The organism is Pseudarthrobacter sp. MM222 (assembly GCF_947090775.1).
In the GTDB taxonomy this organism is placed as follows: domain Bacteria; phylum Actinomycetota; class Actinomycetes; order Actinomycetales; family Micrococcaceae; genus Arthrobacter.
In genome coordinates, this window is sequence record NZ_OX352321.1 from 547198 (window position 1) to 568550 (window position 21353).

A 21353-nucleotide genomic window follows, 5' to 3' on the forward strand; every position below is an offset into this window, starting at 1 on the left:
TCGGGGGCGGGCGGTGCCGGCAGGCTTAGCGGGCTTCGCTGAGTCCCAGCCGGCTGCGGTATTCGACAGGGTTGCCGCTGATGGGATCCAGGAACCGGATGCCGCGGGCCAGCAGCTGCAGGGGTTTGGCGTAGTCGTCCGCGGCTTTGTCCAGAAGTTCCGGATAGAACGAGTCGTTGACTATGCCCAGTCCGAGCGATGCCATGTGCACCCGGAGCTGGTGGGTTTTCCCGGAGTGCGGCTCGAGGCGATAGAGCGCACGGCGCCTGGTCCCGCCGTCGGCCGCGCCGGCACTCCCGGTCCCAAGGTCCGCGGCGAATGTCCGGAGCCGCTCGATCCGTGTTTCGGCGTTGGGTTCGCCGTCGATCACCTCGGCGAGCAGGTAGCTGCGGGATTTGGTCATCCGGTTGCGGACCACCACGGGAAAGTCGACGGCGGGATGGCCGGCGGCGGGTTCGGCCGCGGCGACGCACTCGTATTCCTTCTGGACCTGGCGCTTTTCGAAGAGCACCTGGTACTTGCCGCGGGTTTCCGGGTTGGTGGAGAGCAGCAGGATCCCTGCCGTCATGCGGTCCAGCCGGTGCATCGGAATGAGGTCCGGCAGTTTGAGCTGGTTCCGGAGCCGGACCAGGGCGGACTCCTGGATGTAGGTTCCGCCGGGCGTCGTCGGCAGGAAGTGCGGCTTGTCCACGACAAGGAGGTGCTCGTCCTGGTGCAGGATGTCCAGTTCCACCGGGATGCGGGTCTCCGGCGGCAGCGTGCGGTAGTACCAGATGAAGGTGTGGTTCTGCAGTGGGGTGGTGCGGTCCAGCCGGACGCCTGCCTCGCCCACGATTTCGCCGGCGTCGAACCGGTCCTCGATGCCCTGCGGGTCGATGTGGCCCCAGCGGTGCATCATGTAGTCCATCGCGGTGTCCCAAGGCCCCTCGTCCGGGAGGCGGAGGCGGGTCGCGTTGACGCCGTCGCGCACGGGCAGGGGGGATTGCATCACCGCTCCATTCTACTGGGCGCCGTTCTCGGCCGTTTCGGCGGTTCCCTGTGCTGCCCCTCCCGCGAGTTCGCCGGAAGCCTGCGGGCTCGCCGAAAAATTCCGGCGAACCCGCAGCGTTCCGGCGACCCCGGCGAAAGCACCCGCGCAACCGACAGTAAAAAAGTTCTTGACAAATAAAACTGTCGGTGGCCACACTGGAAGCATGTTGGAAATCGAAGTGATCGAGGATCCGGCCGCCGCGGAAGCCTCGCTGGACCCGATGCGCACCCGGATCCTGCGGGAGCTGGCCCAGCCGGGTTCGGCCACGCAGCTGGCCGCCAGGGTTGGGCTGCCGCGGCAGAAGGTGAACTACCACCTCAAGGCGCTGGAGCGGCACGGGCTCGTGGAACTCGTGGAGGAGCGCCGCAAGGGCAACGTCACGGAGCGCATCCTGCGGGCCACGGCGGCTGCCTACCTGATCTCCCCGGCGGCACTTGCCTCCGTGGCGCCGGACCCGCACCGGTTCTCGGACCGTTTCTCCGCGTTCTGGCTGCTCGCGCTCGCGGGCCGCATGGTTCAGGAAATGGGCCAGCTGATTGCCGGCGCCGCGGCGGCCCGGCAGGAACTCGCCACCTTTGCCATCGACGGCGAGATCACCTTCCGAACCGCCGCGGACCGGGCCGCCTTTGCGGAGGAGCTCGGGATCGCCGTGACCCGGCTCGTGGACAAGTACCACGACGGCGGCGCCCGTACCGGTGCTGGTGGGGGTGGTGCGCCGTCGGGCCCCGGGCGCAAGCACCGACTCGTCGTCGCACTCCACCCCTCCCTCAAGCCAAACCCACCCAAGGCATCACCCAAAAACACCCATGTGAAGGAGCAGGACAATGACTGACCAGCGCAAATTCGAAATCGTCTACGACATTGAGCTCCCCGGCACCCCGGAACGGGTCTGGGAGGCGGTCACCAAGGACACGCCGGCCTGGATGTTTCCCACGGACCAGTGGCCGGCCGTCCGACCCGTCGAGGAGTACCCCACCCACCTGGTGTCCCGGATGGAAGGACCCGGCGGCTGGTTCAACCAGCTCGAGCACGTGGTGGAACCGCTCGACGGCGGCCGCAGCCGGCTGCACTACGTCCACAGCGGTATCTTCGCGGACAACTGGGACGAGCAGTACGACGGTGCCAGCAAGCACACGGAGTTCTACCTGCACACCCTGGGCCAGTACCTGCAGTACTTCGACGGCGGGCCCGTCGTGTTCACGGATGTCCAGGCACCCGCTGCTTCGCAGACCACGGACGGGTTCGAGCGGCTCAAGAAGGCCCTGGATGTCGCCGGCACGGCCCCTGGCGGCACGGTGGACCTGGAGCTCGACGGCGTGGGGAGCCTCAAGGGCGAGGTGGACTTCACCAACGAGCACTTCCTGGGCCTGCGGACGGCGGGCTCGCTGTACCGTTTCTTTGGCCGCAACGCGTTCGGGGCCCCGGTGGGAATGACCGTCCACGATTTCAGCGGCCGCGGCGATTCCGAGGCCACGGCCAAGGCCTGGGCCGGGTTCCTGGAAAAGGTGTACGCCTAGTCGCCCGCCGGGTGGCGATGGCGACGCGCAAATCGCCTCGCGCTGCGCACAATGCCTGTCGACGCGGGAATACCCGTAGCGCCAGGCATTTTGCGCGTCGAGGGGAAGGCCGAGCGTCGCCAGGAAGCTGCGCGTCGCGGGAACCCTGCCGGGCTCAGGCGATGGCGACGGCGGGGGCGCGGTTCAGTTCCCGCCGTAACTGCGGTGATGAGTTCAGCCGGTCCTGGGCGGAGCGCAGCGACAGCACGGCCGTTTCGAGCTGCTCGGGAGGCAGGGTGAACGGCACGCGCAGATAGTGTTCGAAGGCTCCGCCAATCCCGAACCGGGGTCCGGCTGCCAGGCGGATACCGAAGTCCGGGGCGATCACCGTCAGCGCCGTGCTGAGCGGGGCCGGCAGCCGGCACCAGACGGACAGCCCGCCGTCGGGCCGCTCCGTCTGCCACGTCGGCAGGTCCCCGGCAATCAGCTCCAGCACGGTGTCCCGGTTATCGCGGAGGAAGGCGAGCCGGGCCGGGAGCGGTTCTGTGAGGGCGTTGACCAGGTGGGCTGCCGCGAGCTGCTCCACGACGGGCCCGCCCAGGTCCATGGTGGTGCGGGCGGCTGCGAAGCGTTGGATGAGCGGCTCGCCTGCCCGGATCCATCCGGTCCGCAGTCCGGCCCAGTGCGACTTGCTGAGCGAGCCGATGGAGACCACGGCGGGGCTGAAAGCGGCCAGCGGGGTGGAGGGGGCGCAGTCGAGGTTGAGTTCCCGCAGTGTCTCATCGACCACGAGCACGGTACCCGAAGCAGCTGCCGCCCGGACGAGCCGCCTGCGCTGGGCATCCGGCATCAGCCGCCCGGTGGGGTTGTGGAAGTCGGGGACCACGTAGGCCATCGCCGGCCGCTGCTGCCGTAAGGCAGCCTCCACAGCATCGATATCCCAGCCGGCTTTTCCAACCGGAGGTGGGGGCATCGGCACCGGCACGAGCCGGCAGCCCGCCGCGCGGATCGCGTCCAGGGCGTTGGGGTAGCTGGGGTGCTCCACCAGCACCTTGGCGGAACGTCCGCCCAGGGTGCGAAGGATAATATTCAGGGCATGCTGGGCGCCGGACGTCACCAGGATCTGGTGCATGGTAGTGGGGACGCCCGCCGCGGAATACCGGGCGGCGATCGCTTCCCGCAGCGGCGCGACACCGAGCGCGTCGTACCCGAACCCCGGCAGCAGTGCCGGCAGTTCGGTCAGCGCCGCGGCGAACGCGCGGTGCACCACCTCCCCGCTGGCAGGCAGGGAGGCGTAGGCAAGGTCGAGCAGTCCGTCCGGAAGGGCCAGCCCGGGGGCCCCGCTGAGTTCGGCTCCGCCCTCCGGCGTCGTTCCGGGCGCTCCTCGGCGCGGGATGCAGGTCCGGCCCCGGCTGCCCTGGCCGCTGCTCAGGAAGCCCTGCTCGCGCAGCAGCGCATAGGCAGCCGTCACGGTGGTGCGACTGATGCCGAGCGTGGCGGCCAGCGACCGCTCGCTGGGCAAGGCGACGTCGAGCGGGACGCGGCCGTCGAGCACCAGCAGGCGGACGACGTCGGCCAGCTCGCGGTACGCAGGGGAAGCCCCGAGATTCCAGTGACCGAGAAGGCGGGCCAGTGAGGCGGGAGTCTGTGAGCCGGACATAGGGCCAGTATTTCAAACTGGCTATGGATTGCAAGGCCAGTTACCCGGGAGGATGGTGCAATGATGACACGACGGCTCCTGCAGCTTCTCATTGGCCTCGCCATGTACGGCGTCTCGCTCGCGATGTTCATCCGCGCGGGTCTCGGACTGGATCCGTGGGACGTTTTCCATCAGGGCATCGCGGTAAAGACCGGCCTGAGTATCGGCACGGTGGTGGTGATCGTGAGCTTCTTGGTGCTGCTCCTCTGGATCCCGCTCAGGCAATGGCCGGGCGTCGGTACGCTGTGCAACGCCGTATTGGTGGGCGTCTTTGCGGACATCGGTCTTGCCCTCATTCCGGCGTTCGCACACCTCGGCGGGCAGGCCGGAATGCTTGCCGGGGCCATTCTGCTTAACGGTGTTGCCTCGGCCTGCTACATCGGCGCCCGTCTGGGCCCCGGGGCCCGGGACGGGCTGATGACGGGACTCGCCCGGCGCACAGGCTGGTCGGTGCGGGCCTCCCGAACCGGAATCGAAGTCGTGGTGCTGGGTGCCGGCTGGCTGCTGGGCGGCTCCGTCGGCATCGGCACGGTGCTCTATGCCCTGGCGATCGGTCCGCTCGTGCAGCTCCTGCTGCCGCGGTTCACGGTGCCGGAACCGAAGGAGCGGAAGGTCCGGGAGTTGGCAGCCGAGCCGGCCGTGGCCGCACCCTAGGCAGCTCCGGCCATCACGCCGCTGCGGAAGATTGCGGGCGACGCGCAGATTCCCGCTCGACACGTGTATACCGGCGTCCGCAGGTATTTAGCGCGTCGCAGGCTCACTGCCGACCGGCGGCGGCTGGCACTTGGGGCAGAAGTAGATGTCCCGTTCCTCGGTGCCTCCCGCCGGACCGAGCACCCCGCGTCGGATCGGCGTGCGGCATTTCAGGCAAGGCTGGTGCTCGCGGCGGTAGACCCAATAGCCGGGCAATCCGGAGGTCCGGCCCACGGCGACACCGCGGGGGTTGAGGACCGTGGTCCGGCGGCCGGCCCCCAGATTGGCCTCCAGGAGGACCTTCGCATCGGTAATCAGGCCGGCCAGATCGGGCACCGCGGAGACGGGCGACGCCGGATGGATGCCGGAAAGGAAGCAGGCCTCGCAGCGATAGATGTTCCCGATTCCTGCAAGGTTCCGCTGGTCCAGCAGCGCCACTCCGATTGGGACGTCGGGGGCAGCACGGATCCGCCGTTCTGCCTCCGCCGGATCCCAGTCGGCGCCCAGGAGGTCCGGCCCCAAATGCCCTACGATCGAATCCTCGTCTGACGTTCGGACCACTTCGAGGATCCCGAGCGAAAAGCCGACGGCGTCCGCCGTGGCTGTGCGCAAGACGCACCGCGCGGTGAAACCGGGCTTCCGCCAGCGTCCTCCCGGCGGGTAGACCTGCCAGGTTCCCTCCATTTTGAGGTGCGAGTGGATGGTCAGCCGGTTCCGGTCCGCCTGGGTGGCTCGGCCGGCGGCCGGCTTCCGGGGCGCGGATTGTCCGTTCTGGTCCGCCACTACCGCGGCATCGTCGGGCGGGGGCGCGGCTGCGTCGTCGGACCCGGATGCGGAGGGTCCCTGTAGCCGCATGAGCAGGTGCTTGCCGCGGGGCACCACCTCCGTTACGGTCCAGCCACCGAGCCGGAGCGTGGCATAGCGGGGCACCCGGAAGTCGGAGGAGAGCAGGAGCTGGCCGGCCAGGGCGGCGTGCAGCTGCGCGGCGGCGCGGAAAATGGAGTCGCCCTCAGGCACGGATTCTCAGTCCCCTCGGGGTGGAGTAGGCGCCGGCCTGGGCGAGGGCGGCGGCGACGGGCGTGTCCAGGATGCCGTGGCCGTTGACTTTTTCCATGATCAGCTTGTCGACCGCCCCGCGAGTCACGACTCCGGCCAGCGATGCGCCGGCCGCAGCCAGGACTTCGGTATCTTCGCTGAAGGCCAGCAGGGTCTTGCCGCCGCGTTCCACGTACAGGACCAAGGCACCGTCCACCAGGACCACGAGCGCGCCCGCCTTCCTGCCCGGCCGGTGGCCCGTCCCCGCTTCGACATTGAGGGCCGGCCAGGGCAGGGCGGCGCCGTAGGGATTGGCCGGGTCCGTTGCTGCGAGCGCCAGGGCGGTCGGGTCGGGCTTGTGCAGCTCAGTGTCCTCGGCGTAGGACCGGAGCCGGTCCACGGTGGCCGGCACCGCAAACTGGGCCGCGCCAAGGTGCTCGATGAAGTAGCCCCTTCGGCACCGTCCGGCTTCTTCCAGCCGGGCCAACACCTTGTACATCAGCCCGAAGCCGCCCAGGATGTTCTCCGCCATGACGGAGCCCCGGGTGACCACCCCGTACCGGTCCAGCAGCAGTTCAGCCGTCGCCCTGGCGTGGATGGTGGGGTCCAACTCCGGGGCCGGCAGCGCCGACCAGCGGCCCGCGGCCAGCGGCGGGGCCGGTGCGGAACCGGTGACCGAACCGTAGCGGCCGCCGGTCAATCCGGGCGATCCCATCAAACCGGTGCCGTGCGCGCGACCCAGCCTGCTCAACCGGGGCGCGCGGGCCCGCGGCGCCCGGGCCACCTGCCGGTGGGCGGTGTGGCCGCCCGCGATCAGGGCACGCACCGGAGCAAAGGTGTCGCCGGTGACCCTGCCGGCCCAGACGAGGTCCCAGAGTGCTGAGACGACGTCCTGGTCGCTCAGTACCGAGTCCATGCCGCCGGCGATTTCGGTCAATTGCCGGAAAAAGTATCCACCGCCGTTGTTCCGTAAGTGGTCCAGCAGCCGCAGCTGCGCGTCGCCTGGCTCGAACTCGACGGCCGGGTTCAGGGTCAGCTCGGCCGAATCGGCAAGATGAAGACTCACCCAGCCGTCATTGCCCGGAAGTGCCCCGGCGCCGGACCAGAGAACTTCCCCGGCAGCCATGAGTTCGTCGAGCATGGCCGGCTGGTAGTCGGACACCCGGCTTGCCAGGACCAGCGGTTCCCATGCCGACGCCGGAATGGGAACGCCGGAAAGCTGGTCGACGGTGGTGACGATGCCATCAAGCCCGCGCAGCGCGGACTGGCCGCGCCGGCCGGGAGTACGGACGTTCTGCCAGGCGGGCAGGAAACGGCCATAGGCGGCCGCGTCCACCGGCTCGACCTCGGCCCGCAGCGCGGCGAGGGAACGGCGGCGGAGCCTGCGCAGGACCTCGGCGTCGCACCACTCACTGACACCGACCAGGGATGGTGCGGCAGGGAAGGTTGGTGGCGTCTCGGCCCCGACGGCGTCATGGACCGCCTCCGGGCCGGTTTCCGGAACGGTGGCCGTTTCCGGCGCCGTGGCATGCGGGCGGAATTCGCCTTCCACCACGCGCCCGTCCGCGGCCAGCCTTTTCAGCGCGGTGCCGACGACGGCGACCCCGAGTCCCAGCCGAGCGGCTGCCTCGGCTGAGGTGAACGGGCCGTGCGTCCGGGCGTAGCGCGAGACAAGGTCACCCAGCGGATCCGCGACGGGTTCGATGAAGGCCAGCGGGACGCCCATGGGCAAGGGGACGCCGAGGGCGTCACGCAGGCGGGCCGCGTCTTCCACGGCGGCGAAGCGTTCCACGCCGCCGACGTTGACCTTGATGGCGCGATTGGCGCGCTGGAGCGCGGCGAGATGCGCGGCGACGTTGACAGTCAGGATTCCCAGAGCTTCCGGAGCGGGCTCAACAGGTTCGAGCTCCGGAGAGGGCTCCGCCGCGGCCGCCGGAGACGGCCCCGCCGCGGGCAGCGCATCAGCCCCGGGGAGCGGCTCAGCCGGCGGTTCCAGGCGGACCGCGACTTCCTCCGGGGAAAGCGGGCCCAGCAGCCGGAGCAGGTCCGCCACCCCTTCCAGGCCGCGGACCTTCCGGTCCGGAGCGAGGCGCTGCAGCTCCCGTTCGGTGGCGTCGATAACCTTGGCGTCGAGCAGTTCGCGCAGCTCCACCCGGCCGAGGAGCTCGTTGAGCAGGGTGGAATCGAGCGCCAGTGCGGCCGCCCGGCGCTCGGCGAGCGGGGAGTCCCCCTCGTAGAGGAACTGTGCGACGTAGCCAAACAGCAACGACTTGGCGAACGGCGAAGGCTGCTGGGTGGTGGTCTGCACGATCCGGAGTTCGCGCCGCTCCACCGACGCCGCGATGTCCTTCAGCGCCGGCAGATCGTACACATCCTGCAGGCACTCGCGGACTGTCTCCAGCACGATCGGGAACGTGGGGTATTTCCGAGCGACGTCCAGCAGCTGGGCGGAACGCTGACGCTGCTGCCACAGCGGCTGCCGTTTGCCCGGGTTCTGCCGGGGCAGCAGCAGTGCGCGGGCTGCGCACTCGCGGAAACGGGAGGCGAAGAGGGCGCTCCCGCCGACTTCCGCGGTGACGATCTGCTCGAGTTCCTCCGGGTCGAAGAGGAACAGTTCGGCTCCGGGAGGTTCGTCTTCCATCATGGGCACCCGCAGCACGATGCCGTCGTCGGCGGCCATGGCGGAGCCGTCCATGCCGTAGCGCTGGTGCAGGCGCTGGCCCACAGCCAGCGCCCACGGTGCGTGCACCGGCATGCCGAAGGGGCTGTGCAGCACGACGCGCCAGTCTCCGAGCTCGTCGTGGAAGCGTTCCACCACGAGGGTCGTGTCGCTGGGCACCACTTCGGTGGCGAGCTTCTGCTCCGCGAGGTACTGGATCAGGTTGTTGGCGGCGAAGTCGTCCAGGCCGCTGGCTTTGCAGCGTTCGGTGGCGGGCCCGACGTCGGACGCGGACAGTTCGCGCACAAACGCGCCGAGTGCCCGGCCCAGGTCCACCGGCCGGCCGAGGGAGTCACCCTTCCAGAAGGGGAGCTTTCCGGGCTGGCCGAAGGCGGGGGACACCAAGACCCGGTCATGGGTGATGTCCTCGATCTTCCAGCTCGTGGCGCCCAGGGCGAATACGTCCCCGACCCGCGATTCGTAGACCATTTCCTCGTCCAGTTCACCCACCCGGCGGCCGCCCTTGGCCGCGGCTGCGGCGGGACTGGCGGCCCGGCCGTCGGCGCTGGCCCCGCCGGAGGAGCCAGTGCCTTCCACCTCGGTGCCGATGATGTAGACGCCGAACAGCCCGCGGTCCGGAATGGTCCCGCCGGACGTGACGGCGAGCCGCTGGGCACCGGGCCGGCCCTCGATGGTGCCGGCGTTCCGGTCCCAAACGATCCGGGGCCGCAACTCAGCGAATTCATCGGAGGGGTAGCGTCCGGCCAACAGGTCCAGGGTGGCTTCAAAGGCGGAACGGGGCAGGGAAGCGAACGGTGCGGAGCGGCGGACCGTGGAGAACCATTCCTCGACATCGATGGACCCGAGCGCGGTGGCCGCGACGGTCTGCTGGGCCAGGATGTCCAGCGGATTGGCCGGGACGCTGAGCCGCTCGATCTTGCCGCCGAGCATCCGTTCCACCGTGACCGCCGTGTGGACAAGGTCCGCACGGTGCTTGGGGAACAGCACGCCCTGGGAGACCTCGCCAACCTGGTGGCCGGCGCGGCCCACCCGCTGCAGCCCGCTGGCCACCGACGGCGGGGACTCCACCTGGACAACGAGGTCCACGGCGCCCATGTCGATGCCCAGTTCAAGGGAGGACGTGGCCACGACGCAGCGCAGCCGCCCGGATTTCAGATCATCCTCGATCAGGGCACGCTGGTCCTTGGAGACGGAGCCGTGGTGCGCCCGGGCCAGTACCGGGTCGGCGCCGGCGGTGCTGCCCGCCTGGGCCATCATGTGGGCCGGCGTCGCGGTGGACGTGGCCGTCGCCCCCGGCAATGGACCATCTCCGTCGGACGGATTCTGCGGCCCGCGCCATTTGATGTCCGGCGTCGCGGCGCCAAACTCGTCCCAGCCGCCGCCGGCCGCCGTCAGCTGCCGCTCGGCGTAGATCTCGTTGAGCCGGGCGGTCAAGCGTTCCGCGAGCCGGCGGGAGTTCGCGAACACGATGGTGGACTGGTTTGCCAGCACCAGGTCCACGATCTTCTCCTCGACATGCGGCCAGATCGACGCCTGCGGCTGGAGCCCGGACGCCGGACCGGAATCAAATGCCCCCGCCGCGCCCTGAAGATCGGACATGTCCTCCACCGGGACGGAAACCGTCAGGTCCCAGTTCTTCTTCGAGGGCGGGGCAACGATGTCCACCGGCGCGGAGCCGGCCAGGAACTGCGCCACCAGCTCCTTCGGCTCCACCGTGGCCGAGAGCCCGATCCGCTGGGCCGGTTTGGGCAGCAGCGCGTCGAGGCGTTCCAGCGATACGGCCAGGTGTGCCCCGCGTTTAGTGCCGGCAACGGCGTGCACCTCGTCCACGATGATGGTGTCCACCTCACTGAGGGTCTCCCGGGCCTTGGAAGTGAGCATCAGGAACAGCGACTCGGGCGTGGTGATGAGAATGTCCGGCGGGTGGCTGAGCAGTGCGCGCCGGTCGGATGCCGGGGTGTCCCCGGAACGGACGCCCACGGTGATCATCGGTGCGGGCAGGCCGAGCCGTTTGGCGGTTTGGGTGATGCCGATGAGCGGCGCCCGCAGGTTCCGTTCGACGTCGACGCCCAGCGCCTTCAGCGGTGAAATATACAGCACCCGAGTGTTGCGCTTCGGCGCCTTGCGCCGGGTGCCCTTCGCGGCGTCGACGCCCGGCAGTTCCTGGGGCTCCGCGGGGGCCGAGACGAGCAGCCGGTCCAGTGCCCACAAGAAGGCCGCAAGCGTTTTTCCGGAACCCGTGGGTGCCACCACCAAGGCGTGCGAACCGGAGGAGATTGCGTTCCACGCGCCGTTCTGGGCCGGGGTAGGCGCGGAAAAAGCGCCCAGGAACCAATCCCGGGTCGGCCGGCTGAACCGGTCCATGGCGTCGGCCGCAAGTATGCTGCCGGCCAGCTGCTGCCCCTTCATTCCTCCATCATGCCCTACGGCACCGACAGTAACCGGTGGGCGCATCGCCGGCCGTTCCGGGGCACCTCGCGTGAACGGGACAGGCCCCTGCCTGCTGACGGGTGCCGGCCTGACCGGGCGTGAAGAGCTTACTCGCCCTGGAAAGCGCTGATAGTCAGCAGGTTGATGCCGGTGTTGCTGCAGGCATCCCGGGGTTCGGCGACAAACAGGGAGGCGGTGTCTTCCGGCGGGTAGATCCGGAAGCCGGCCGCCGGGGTCCTGGTGCAGTTCGGGTAGTTGGAGGCCTGCGTGTAGCGCAGCGTTGCGGTGCCCGCCTTGCCGGGCGCGAGCAGGACGTCGGCGACGGGGGTGGAGTCGTCACGGGTGGCGGGGGCACCGATCGGATCGCCGTTGGCGTCGGCGGTCAGGGAGACCCCGGCGTAGCCCTTGAGCAGGCAGGGTTCCGCGCCGGAGTTTGTCAGGATCAGCTGCAGGTAGACGCTGCCGGCCGCGCCGCCGTCGGCGGAATCTATGGCGGCTGTCAGGTTGGCGGCCTTACACGTCGCGGGTCCGGCCTGGGGCGCCGGCGGCAGGGGGGAAGCCGCCGACGCTTCCGGTGTCTGGGTCCCTTCGGTCGCGGGTGCGGCTGTGCCTTGCGAGGACGGCGGGCTCGCCGTGGGGGATGCCGGTCCACTGGCAGCCGGGGCTGGGGAATTGCCGCAGCCACTGAGCAGGAGGGTTGCTACGGCAGCAACCGTTGTCAGAGCCAGTCCGTTTTTGATTCGCTGAGCCGTCATGGCACCACTCTTATGCCCGCTGTTGGCTTAGTCAACGATGCCGCGTCGGCAGTGCCGGATTGATGCTCGGATTGTGATTTCCGAGCATCAGCCGAGGTCAGGCACATCTTGGGGCCGGCATGATGCCGCCATCGGAGGCCGTGGGGCTATTGGGCCTGGAAAGCGTCGACAGTCAGCAGGGCAATGCTGGGATTGGCGCAGGCGTCGCGGGGCTGGACGACGAACAGGGATGCGGTGTCTTCGGGCAGGTAGATCCGGAAGCCGGCGGCCGCAGTCCGGGTGCAGTCCGGGTAGTTGCCGGCCTGGCTGTACTGCAGCGTCGCGGTGCCCGCCTGGCCGGGGGCGAGCAGCACTTGCGGAACGGGGGAGGAGTAGTCAGGAGTCGCCGCGGCGCCGATGGGGTCGCCGGCGGGGCCGGCGGTCAGCGAGACTCCGGCGAAGCCCGTCAGCAGGCAGGGCCCGGCTCCTTTGTTGGTCAAGATCAGCTTCATGCTGACGTTGCCGGCCGCACCGCCGCCCGTGGAATCCGTGGCCGCTGCCAGGTTGGCGGCCGTGCACCGCGGGGTCCCGGCCGGGACGGGAACGGGGGCGGAAGTCGACGTCGGCGCGGGGGGCTCCGTGCCGGAGGGAACCGCGCTTTCCGACGACGGCGGGCTCGCCGTGGCGGACGCCGGCCCGCTCGGCGGCGGGGTTGGCGTATTGCTGGACACACAGCCGCTGAACAGCAGCGCGGCCGCCGCTGCGGCGGTAAGTGCCAGTCCGTTCTTGATTCGCTGAGCGGTCATGGCACCACTGTTGCCCCGCCCGCGGGCGTAGTCAACGGTGCGACGGTGGGCACTGCGCGATTGATGCCCGGATCGTAATTTCCGGGCATCAAACGCGGTCAGCTACTTCTTGGGAGCAGGCACACGGACCGGCGCGGGCTGGCGCCCGCGGCTCCGGAGGAGGGCGATGCTGCCGAGGACCAGACCGCCGAGACCGGCCGCAAGGCGGCCCAGCTCCGCGCCTGCGCACCGTCGTCAGCCACCGCGCCGGCGTCGGCCGTGCCGGACGCCGTACCAGCCGCGGTGACGGACGAGGCGGCGGCGTGGTCGTCGTGCCCGGCGGTCGCCGGGGCGGCTTCGGTAACGGTCACCGCGGGCGCCGGGGCCTTGAGCGCGTGCGCGTCCTGGCCTTCCGGTGCGATCTCGGACCAGTCCGTCTGGCCCTGCTCGCAGTTCTGCAGGGTCGGGAAGTACAGCGTCTTCCCGGCGGCGTCGGGCAGCTTGACAGAGAGCACCAGTGCGTCGCGCAGGTCATGGTCCAGCGGTGCCTTGGCCGTGTAGATGATCTGGCTGGTGCGCTTGGTGATGGAGGCGCCGGCTGCCGTTTTCTTTGGCTCGGGCAGCTGCTCGACGACCTTCTGGACCGTCCAGTTCGGGTTGACGGTGGGCTGGGCATCGTCCAGCTCGGCGGGTAGCGTGATGGTGATTTTCGTGGTGCCGGACTCGTCGCAGCCATGCGGAACACCGAACGTCAGCAGGGCGTAGGAGTTCGCGGCGGTTTTGTCCGGGGTGACGCCGACGTGTGCCGAGGCGCCGCTGATCCCCGCGAGCATAAGAGCAGCCGTGCCGCCGGCCACGGCCGAGGCGGAAAGCGTGCGGCGAAGGACAAACGAACGTGTTGATTTCTTCAAGGAATGGGCCTTTCAGCGGTGCGTGCGGCGTGTGTCGCAGGCGCACAAAATGGGGTGCCGCGGCGGCAGGGGCGAGCGCCCGGGCCGGAGCCGGCCGGGAGCACGTGCGGCCGCGGTCACGATGAGGAAGGTCAGGAGGGGACGGTCACGAGTGGAGGGTCACGAGTGGACTGTCACGAGTGGACGGCGGCGGGCGGTGGCCCGCGGCGGCAATCGCGCCGGAGGTTCCGCCAGGGCAGGAATGCAGACTCCGCCGGCCGGAGGGCCGCCGCCGGTGAGGCGACGGCGTCGGGCGTCAACGGCGCGGGGAGCTGGACCAGCGGGCGCAGCCATGCGGCGAGCGACCATAGGGCGTCCTCGCCCTTCGCAAGGAGCAGGGCGCAGGCGAGCGTTGCCAGGGCATGCCCTGCGAGCATCGCCGCCGTGAGCGGGGAATCCAGGACGTGGAGTCCTGCCGGCTCCGCCGCCAGCGGGACGGTTAAGGCATTCGCGTGGTGCGACGGCGCCGTTGCCGCGCCGGACCCGGCCAGGGCGAACGTTGAACCGAAGGTGGAAAAGGCCGCGTGCAGCACAAGCTGCCCGGTGCCCAGCAGGGCAGTCATGGTTGCCGAGGTGAGGCGGAAGCGGGTGGCCGCCGTGGCGGCCAGGCTGGTTAGGGCGAACAGGCCGAGCAGGATGCCAGGGGCCGGCAGTTGGCCGCCGGCCAGAACGTGGGCGCCGGCTGCCAGCGTCAATGCAGCCGCGGCTAGCATGGCCGAGCGGACGGAATGGAAAGAGGAACGGCCGGTGGGTGGGCGCACGGAATCCTCCCTCCTCATTGCTCGTCGGTGGCGGCGGTTTCCCAATTCTACCGGCGATGCGGGGAGCGGTTGCCGCTAGTCAGTCTCCGGCCCCCAGCAGTAGTGGCAGTCGTCCGGGCACGAGTCGCTAGCCATCTGCCGCGCCATTGCCTTGGCCTGCCGGCCAGGGGAGGTTTCCTCGGCCCTGGTACCCCGCAGGACAGAGACGTCAGTTGTCCTCATCGGGCGTTCCTTCCGCAGCCACGGCGGTCAATTGGTAGCCGTCAGCGATGTGGAAGAGCTTCCGGCTGCCGCCCTCGGGAGTTACCCAGACGATGGCGCCGTCGGGTGTCCGGTTGTCCACCCGGCCGGTGTGCTCAAGGTGGCCGTTTCGCTGGAGATTGACGCGGTCACCGATCTGGACGTCGTCCCAACGGGCTGGGCTGGGAGTGGCCCGGTTCTGCTGCAAGGTCACGATGCTTCCTGGGGTCATAGGGGAAAACGCTGTTGTGACCTAGCTAACCCGGTGGGAGAGCTCCGGCTCAATGGACCACTTCACGGCCGAGCCGGTCATTCGTTGTGCAGGCGTCCAGTCTCCAGTAGGCGAGCCAGCCGGCGGAAAGTCGATGGCGGAGGCGGCGGGACTGCCTCAGGGTGGTCGTGGTGCCGACGGCGTCGCAACTCCAGGGCGAGGCTCTCCTCGCCGCGGGCCATCGCCCAGTGATGGTTTGCGGCGAAGGCGGGTTTCAGTAGCCAGCTCAAGCGCCGCAGAAGCGGCTTGGCCGCCCGGACGCGCCAGCGGTAGGTGATGACGGTTTCGGGTCCATCCTGCTCGAAGGTCCAGCGGCCGGTGCCGTTCAGGTCCCCGGCTGCGGTGAGTGCGAACCCGTGGTCGGTGACCGGTTCAGTGACGGTCAGGGTCCAGCGAAGCGTATAGGGCAGCCACCCTTTGGTGTGTAGAGCGACCGGCCTGGGGAGGCCCGGTGCGGTGGCGTCCAGGGCTCCTGCTGCCGGGTCGGCTCCGAGATAGACCGAGGGCCACCAGCGGGGGAACGCTGTGGCATCGCCGAGCACGTCCGCTACCTCATCCGGCCGCCCGGCCACGCGCCACACCGTCCGGAAGTCGTAGTCGGCGCTGCCCATAAGGACCTCCTGCTGGTGGATCCAAGTCCGTCCCGGCCGGCCGGAACCGATGCGCACGACCGTACTCAGACAGCCGGGCACGGTCAACGGCGGCCTGCCCGGGGCAGCAAAAAATACCTAGGCGGCCTCCCGGTACGGACATAGACTTCTCCTGCAACACCAACAACGCCAATAACGTCGGGGAGATAGACATGAGCTATTCAGGGACCGGGAACGAGAAGGCAGTTGCGGCAAGTGATCTCAGCCGGGCACATATTGGACTGACGGTGAGCTTCCAGCCGGACGAATTCACTGTTGTCTTCGGCCGGATCGGCGCGATTGCGCGCAAGGAAGGCGGCGTGACGATCGCGCTGGAAGGAGTGGACGGTACAGGCGGTCTGCCGTCCCACTACAGCCTGCCCCCGGGCCAGCAGGTCTACGTGCAGCCGGACATGCTCACCAACACAGAGACAACCATCAAGGACCTGTTCGGCAAGGTGCAGGACAACCTGCGCGGCCATAAGGGCGACCAGCGGACGGACACCGTCTAAGGCCCCGCGCCGACACCTTCCCCGGCCAAACCAAGGCCCCTGCTTCCCTTGCCACGAATAAGGGACAGCGGGGGCCTTAGCTCTTTGACGGCGACGGCGGGCTGTCAGCGACCCGAGGCCCTGTCTATGACGGCCTCCGCGGGACTACAATAAAGCCCTCATAACCCCCGGTTATCGAGATCTCATCAGGACGGTTGAGGATGAGCGAACGGGGAAATACGTTGCTACCTTTCCAGCACACCAATCCTGACCACAGCAGATTGAAAAAGCCGAGGGCTGCCAGAACGGCATCGGTTCTCTTGTTGGCCGTTGGGGCGTTGATGTTTAACGCTGCACCGTCAGACGCTGCGACGGCCACAACGGTCAAAGTGGCATCCTACAACGTCGACTCGGCCTGGCGCGAGGTCTCCCAGCCGGAGATTCCCGGCTGGGATTCGCGTGCTGTCGGCGTCAAGAATGTCATCAACACTGTTAGGCCCGATGTGATTGGCCTCCAGGAAGCACAGAACATCCAGGTCGGTTCGCGGTATTACACCCAGGCATCAGATATCCAGCGGATGACCAGCTACGCAATGTACCAGCCTGCCGATGCGACGTCTTCGCGGATCCCGATCCTGTGGCGCGGGGGGCTGTTCGAGGCGACTGCGGCCGGCTACAAGATTTTCGAGTTCAAGCCCTATCCGCTCTATGGCCGAGCGATGACGTGGGTGAAGCTGAGGTCCAGGGCGACAGCCACCGAGTTCTTCGTCTTTAACACCCATTTCGAAAACGGCGCTGACGGGCAGGCAGCCCGCAATGCCGAAGCAGCAATGCTCGCAGCCGAGATCACCCGGGTTAACCCCGGCGGCTTGCCGGCGTTCGTGACGGGGGACTTCAACGCCTCTGCAACCAGCTCCGCACCGCAGACAATCCAGCTCAACGCCATCGGCTACGTGGACAGTTACGGTCGGACTGCCGCAAGAATGCATCCGGAGTTCAAGACCTACAATGGATACACCTTGGGGGCCGCCGGTGATGCTCACATTGACCAGGTGTTCGTTGCGGCCGGGAACGTCGCGGTCCACTACTGGGAGAACTGGATGCCCTATGGGGATCAGGTGGTCGGTGGGCGCGCGCCGTCGGACCATGACCTGATCTACACCGTCGCCACAATCCAGTAGACGGACAGTAGCCGCAGAGCAGCCGGAGAGGCCCGGGGCGACCCGGAAGCCAACGACGCTCACCGCGGTCAGCCGGACCAACAACGGAAGTGCGTCGGCGCGTTGCGCCGCCGGCTCAGAAGCGTGCCTGAAGGACTGAGACGCGCGCCGGAGCGGGCGGCCATGGCTGCATGGCTCCCGCTACCTTCGCCCACCCGATTCGATGGAGTGGGCAATGGGCGCCCTGTAAGTCGCAAGCGGGCAGGGGGCGGGCAAGTCTCCGATCCCAACGGATGTGGCGCAAAATTTTTGGGGCATCGCCGGTAATCTTCGATATTCCATCCGGAGTTCGTGACGCAGCGGACGGTTCCCTGCGGGAATCCAAACAATGCGGACCTAACCGTCGATCGACCCTAAACATTTCGGGGCTACTTCCCTGCGACCACGAGTCGGTACGTCGACGGACGTGGCCGGGACCCGCGTCGGCGATCTGCATCGCCGGAGCGTGTATGGTCTAAGCATTCGCATTTGGGGGAAATCATTAATGAAAAGCGCTTCTAAACGGCGTCGTTCAGCCGCAATTGTCCTAGCAGCCGTTCTCACATTCATATTCGGTTCCGCGGCACCATCTGTAGCCGAAGATAACAACGAACCGCCAGCACTGACGTACATCAAAATGCTTTCGCCTGCGGTCATGTACGCGACGCACGACGATGTCCAGGTCAGGCTGGGGGTAACCAGCGGTTACGGCGACCTCGTCTATCGAGACAGCGCGGGCGCCACGCACAACGTCTGCTTTTGGTGCGGGTTGGGGTATGACGACGTGGCAGTTGGTGATCTGAATGAATGGCCGCAGGGTCCTGTCTCGCTCTCTCATATCGAGGTGAGGTCGTGGTCCGATGATGAACGTGTCGTGTACTGGCGTGACGGGAGAGTCGAGAAATTCCCGTCGGAGATGAAGGATCCCGCCCCCGTTGCGATTGATTGGGCAAGCCTTGATTTCAGTCTCGTACCTCTCCGGGAGTATTCCACTTCACCGGAGCTCAGGGTGGAAGGTCCGCCTTCCGTGGGGTTTACGTTGAAGATGGAACTCGCGGCTTTAGACCCGAAGCCGGCTAGAGTCGAGTACGGATGGTTTCACCGGGACTCTTTGGAACAGCAAATTGGCTACGGTGGTCCTACTTATTGGCTTACGGCCGCTGACATCGGGCACAGCATAGTTGCACGTGTGCGGGCGTACACCCGAGGCTACGTCACCTACGAAAGTTTCAGCACGCCTACAGCGATTGTCGCCACCCCGGTCCAAGTAAGTCCGGCCCCCATCGTGATGACGGACAGGGACGGCACTGCTAACGATACATATACCATCCCGACCACGACCGGCATCGACTACCTGGTCGGGAGCGGCCGTCTCGCGAAGGTTGTAGCTGCGGGTACATATCCGGCCACCGGCACGTTCTTCGCATACGCACGGGCGAAACCCGATTACATCCTGGCTCCCGGTGCCGTGGCAACCTGGTCGACGACGTTCAAGGCGACCCCGTTTCCGTCTACCCCCGCGCCCGTCACCTTCACGGACAAGGACGGCACGAACGAAGATGCCTACTTCGTCCCAGCCACGACCGGCATCGATTACCTCGTCGGCGGCAAGGTCGTGGCTGCGGGTAAGTATCCGGCCACCGGCACGGTGAGAGCAACGGCACGGGCGAAGCCCGATTACATCTTGGCTCCTGGCGCCGTGGCAACCTGGTCGACGACGTTCAAGGCGACTCCGTATTTGGTGTCTCCCACGGCGGTGACGTTCACGGACAAGGTCGGGACGAAGGATGACACCTACACGGTTCCCGCCACCACCGGTGTTGAGTACCTCATGGACGGGGAGGTCGTGGCTGCGGGTACCTATCCCGGCACCTGGGTCGTCATCGTGAACGCGCGGGCGAAGAATGACTATGTCTTGGCTCCGGGTGCTCCGGCCTTATGGGTGACAGCCTTTAAGGGTTCTCTTTCGGGGGCGGTCCCCACCATCACCGGTACCGCGAAGGTCGGTTCGACGCTTACCGCCGTCCCCGGAACCTGGGGTCCGGATTTGGTGAATCTGGCCTACCAGTGGAAGGCCGGCGGCGTCGTCATCCTCGGAGCCACCAGCAGCACCTATAAACCGACCAGCGCCTACGTTGGCAAGGCCCTGACCGTGACCGTGACAGGTTCAAAGGCCGGTTTCGCCAACTTGACCAAGACCTCCGCAGCGACAGCCGTGGTGGTCAAGGGCTCCTTGGTCGGCCCGACCCCGCAGATAACGGGTAGCGCCAAGGTCGGGGCGACTCTCACCGCCAACACCGGCATTTGGTCACCGTCCACGATTAGTCCCCGCTATCAGTGGTACCGCTCCGGCGTGGCGATCATCGGCGCAACCGCCGCATCTTACAAACCCACCAGCGCCGACGTCGGCAGGAACCTGACGTTCAGGGTCACGGCGTACAAGATCGGCTACACCACCGCGGTGAAGACCTCCGCCGCGACAGCGGCGGTGGTGAAGGGCTCGTTGGTCGGGCCGACGCCGAAGATCACGGGTACCGCAAAGGTCGGGTCGACTCTCACTGCCAACCCCGGCACCTGGTCACCGTCCGCAATCAGTCCCCGCTATCAGTGGTATCGCTCCGGCGTGGCTGTCATTGGCGCGACCGCAGTGGCCTACAAACCCACCAGCGCCGACTTTGGCAAGACCTTGACTGTCAGGGTCACGGCGTTCAAGATCGGCTACACCACCGCGGTGAAGACCTCCGCCGCGACAGCCGCCGTGGTCAAGTAAAGCAACCTGTTGACCCGGATATAGAGCGGGTAGGGGCCGGACCGGAGAGAAAGTGACGGGAAAGCTGGTTGTTGACGTTCCCACCTCTACTGGCGTGCTCGTGCACAAGCAGACTTTTGTGCCGACAGGCTGCGAATGGTCCTACCCTGCCCAGTATGTAAGCATTGGCGACCAAGAAACCCCTCCAGCGTCTGTGGAGGGGTTTCTTTCCGGGGCCCTTGCAAGGTGCAAGCGGGCAGGTCCTGCCATCACTAGAGCACGAGGACGCGGCCGGAACCGCTATTGCCTGACCGTCTGGCCTTCGACTGCAAGCCGAACACCGCGTTAGTGCATCCCACGAGCGGTGAGATGTCGGAGACGACATTCTTGCGGGTCCAGTAAAACGCCGTCTCGCCGATATGCTTTTGCCGTGCCGCGTCTACCGCTGCGTCAAGCACGGGCTCCCCGACGTGGCTGGCTTTACCGTGCATCACAGAGTCGTAGAACGCGCCGCCCGCCTGCGCATAGTCCCTCAAACTGATCTGTTGTGTTCGGTTCGGGCACGCTGCAAGTCGGGCAGTAGAGCGCCCGCAGCGGACCCGGCATCGATGACAACAGCAGCGGGCTTCCAACGTTCTTTAAGTTCAGCAATTCGCGTAGCCGCCCAGGACGTTCCCTCGCGGCGATCCCCACTTCGAAATGGATCCTCCCGTCATCCAGGTAGGACGCGGAGCAGATCGTTGCAGACTCCCGGCCGGGTGGAACGTCAACAGCAAAAGCAACAACGCCGCCTGGTTTTGCGTCCTCATCGCGAGCTGCGGACCACACAGCAGCGGGGACAACCGACTCACCGCCGAGCTTTGCCCAAATTCCAAGGCGTTCACGGCGGAACTCCTCGTCTCCAAGCGTCGCTAACTCGTTGCCTACGTGGTCAAGGCTCATGGGAACACCGAGGCCAGCATTAGCCTCGTGCCAAGCGCCTAGATCATCATTAGCTGCCGTGTCCGGAGCCGACCATTCAAAGTAGGCGAGATGTTCCGACGCGCGATTCTTACCGCGTTCCCGTAGGTCTGCGAGAACTTCCGAGTTCAATTGACCAGCCGAGGACGCGAACCAAAACTGCGTGTTTCCGTTTGCGGACGCCCTAGATAACACCGTCTCACGGTCTGATGTTGTCAAAATGTTGCCAGAGCGCGGCTAATCGGCAAAAGCAAAGGCCCCCGCCTCCCTTGTAAACAAAGGGAGCAGGGGCCTTGCTACTTGGCGGTGACGGTGGGATTTGAACCCACGTTGGCTTTGACACCAAACAACATTTCGAGTGTTGCACCTTCGGCCGCTCGGACACGTCACCAACCTGTATAGGGTACCGGAGCAAGGCGCTCATCCACAAAACGGCGGCCCCCGCGGGAGCCGAATTGCCGAGTGGCGACCCGCCAGGGAGCTCCGGACTTCCCCCGCCCTGCCGGGGGGCGCTAGATTCA

The 21353-nt window shown here is 67.3% G+C and carries 17 protein-coding genes and 1 tRNA gene; 6 read left to right on the forward strand and 12 right to left on the reverse strand.

What is annotated here, in order from left to right; all coding sequences use genetic code 11:
• Positions 1-25 precede the first annotated feature (25 nt).
• On the reverse strand, positions 26-988 hold the full coding sequence (locus OM977_RS02670; RefSeq protein WP_264357267.1) for an RluA family pseudouridine synthase: 963 nt from the start codon (positions 986-988) through the stop codon (positions 26-28).
• A 205-nt stretch (positions 989-1193) separates the two neighbouring features.
• Here OM977_RS02670 and OM977_RS02675 point away from each other — a divergent pair, with 205 nt between their 5' ends.
• Both OM977_RS02675 and OM977_RS02680 read left to right on the forward strand, forming a co-directional pair.
• Entirely contained in the window at positions 1194-1862 is a 669-nt protein-coding gene (locus tag OM977_RS02675) for a winged helix-turn-helix domain-containing protein (RefSeq protein WP_264356018.1), read from the forward strand.
• Positions 1855-2547, forward strand: coding sequence for an SRPBCC domain-containing protein (locus OM977_RS02680; protein ID WP_264356019.1), 693 nt, complete (start codon positions 1855-1857; stop codon positions 2545-2547). The genes OM977_RS02675 and OM977_RS02680 overlap by 8 nt, the downstream gene beginning before the upstream one ends.
• Positions 2548-2701: 154 nt before the next feature.
• Here the strand turns inward: OM977_RS02680 and yczR are convergent, their stop codons facing one another.
• On the reverse strand, positions 2702-4186 hold the full coding sequence (gene yczR / locus OM977_RS02685) for a MocR-like transcription factor YczR (RefSeq protein WP_264356020.1): 1485 nt from the start codon (positions 4184-4186) through the stop codon (positions 2702-2704).
• Positions 4187-4246: 60 nt separating this feature from the next.
• On the opposite strand from yczR, the gene yczE reads away from it, so the two are divergent.
• Positions 4247-4879, forward strand: a complete 633-nt coding sequence (gene yczE / locus OM977_RS02690; RefSeq protein WP_264356021.1) for a membrane protein YczE — start codon at positions 4247-4249, stop codon at positions 4877-4879.
• A gap of 87 nt (positions 4880-4966) precedes the next feature.
• On the opposite strand, the gene OM977_RS02695 is transcribed toward yczE, so the two are convergent.
• The 9 genes from OM977_RS02695 to OM977_RS02735 all read right to left on the reverse strand — a co-directional run bounded on the left by OM977_RS02695 (position 4967) and on the right by OM977_RS02735 (position 15415).
• Entirely contained in the window at positions 4967-5935 is a 969-nt protein-coding gene (locus tag OM977_RS02695) for an Fpg/Nei family DNA glycosylase (RefSeq protein ID WP_264356022.1), read from the reverse strand.
• Complete coding sequence (locus OM977_RS02700) at positions 5928-11042, reverse strand: Lhr family ATP-dependent helicase (protein WP_264356023.1); 5115 nt, start codon at positions 11040-11042, stop codon at positions 5928-5930. The genes OM977_RS02695 and OM977_RS02700 overlap by 8 nt, the downstream gene beginning before the upstream one ends.
• Positions 11043-11170: 128 nt before the next feature.
• The gene (locus OM977_RS02705; protein ID WP_264356024.1) at positions 11171-11818 is read right to left on the reverse strand and encodes a DUF4232 domain-containing protein; all 648 of its coding nucleotides are present in this window, start codon (positions 11816-11818) and stop codon (positions 11171-11173) included.
• A 146-nt stretch (positions 11819-11964) separates the two neighbouring features.
• Entirely contained in the window at positions 11965-12603 is a 639-nt protein-coding gene (locus OM977_RS02710) for a DUF4232 domain-containing protein (protein WP_264356025.1), read from the reverse strand.
• A gap of 98 nt (positions 12604-12701) precedes the next feature.
• Complete coding sequence (locus tag OM977_RS02715; protein ID WP_442960689.1) at positions 12702-13493, reverse strand: YcnI family copper-binding membrane protein; 792 nt, start codon at positions 13491-13493, stop codon at positions 12702-12704.
• A 173-nt stretch (positions 13494-13666) separates the two neighbouring features.
• Entirely contained in the window at positions 13667-14293 is a 627-nt protein-coding gene (locus OM977_RS02720) for a hypothetical protein (RefSeq protein ID WP_264356026.1), read from the reverse strand.
• Between the two features lie 75 nt (positions 14294-14368).
• Positions 14369-14515, reverse strand: a complete 147-nt coding sequence (locus tag OM977_RS02725; RefSeq protein ID WP_264356027.1) for a hypothetical protein — start codon at positions 14513-14515, stop codon at positions 14369-14371.
• Positions 14502-14747 (reverse strand): hypothetical protein, encoded by a 246-nt coding sequence (locus tag OM977_RS02730; protein WP_264356028.1) that lies wholly within the window; start codon positions 14745-14747, stop codon positions 14502-14504. Before OM977_RS02730 ends, OM977_RS02725 begins: the two co-directional genes overlap by 14 nt.
• A 95-nt stretch (positions 14748-14842) precedes the next feature.
• Positions 14843-15415 (reverse strand): SRPBCC family protein, encoded by a 573-nt coding sequence (locus OM977_RS02735; protein ID WP_264356029.1) that lies wholly within the window; start codon positions 15413-15415, stop codon positions 14843-14845.
• Positions 15416-15606: 191 nt separating this feature from the next.
• Between OM977_RS02735 and OM977_RS02740 the strand changes: the two genes are divergently transcribed.
• The 3 genes from OM977_RS02740 to OM977_RS02750 all read left to right on the forward strand — a co-directional run bounded on the left by OM977_RS02740 (position 15607) and on the right by OM977_RS02750 (position 19893).
• Positions 15607-15945, forward strand: a complete 339-nt coding sequence (locus OM977_RS02740; protein ID WP_264356030.1) for a hypothetical protein — start codon at positions 15607-15609, stop codon at positions 15943-15945.
• A 200-nt stretch (positions 15946-16145) separates the two neighbouring features.
• On the forward strand, positions 16146-17105 hold the full coding sequence (locus tag OM977_RS02745; protein WP_264356031.1) for an endonuclease/exonuclease/phosphatase family protein: 960 nt from the start codon (positions 16146-16148) through the stop codon (positions 17103-17105).
• Positions 17106-18312: 1207 nt separating this feature from the next.
• On the forward strand, positions 18313-19893 hold the full coding sequence (locus OM977_RS02750; protein ID WP_264356032.1) for a hypothetical protein: 1581 nt from the start codon (positions 18313-18315) through the stop codon (positions 19891-19893).
• A 1240-nt stretch (positions 19894-21133) separates the two neighbouring features.
• Here the strand turns inward: OM977_RS02750 and OM977_RS02755 are convergent.
• Positions 21134-21223, reverse strand: a tRNA-Ser gene (locus OM977_RS02755).
• Between the last annotated feature and the right edge of the window lie 130 nt (positions 21224-21353).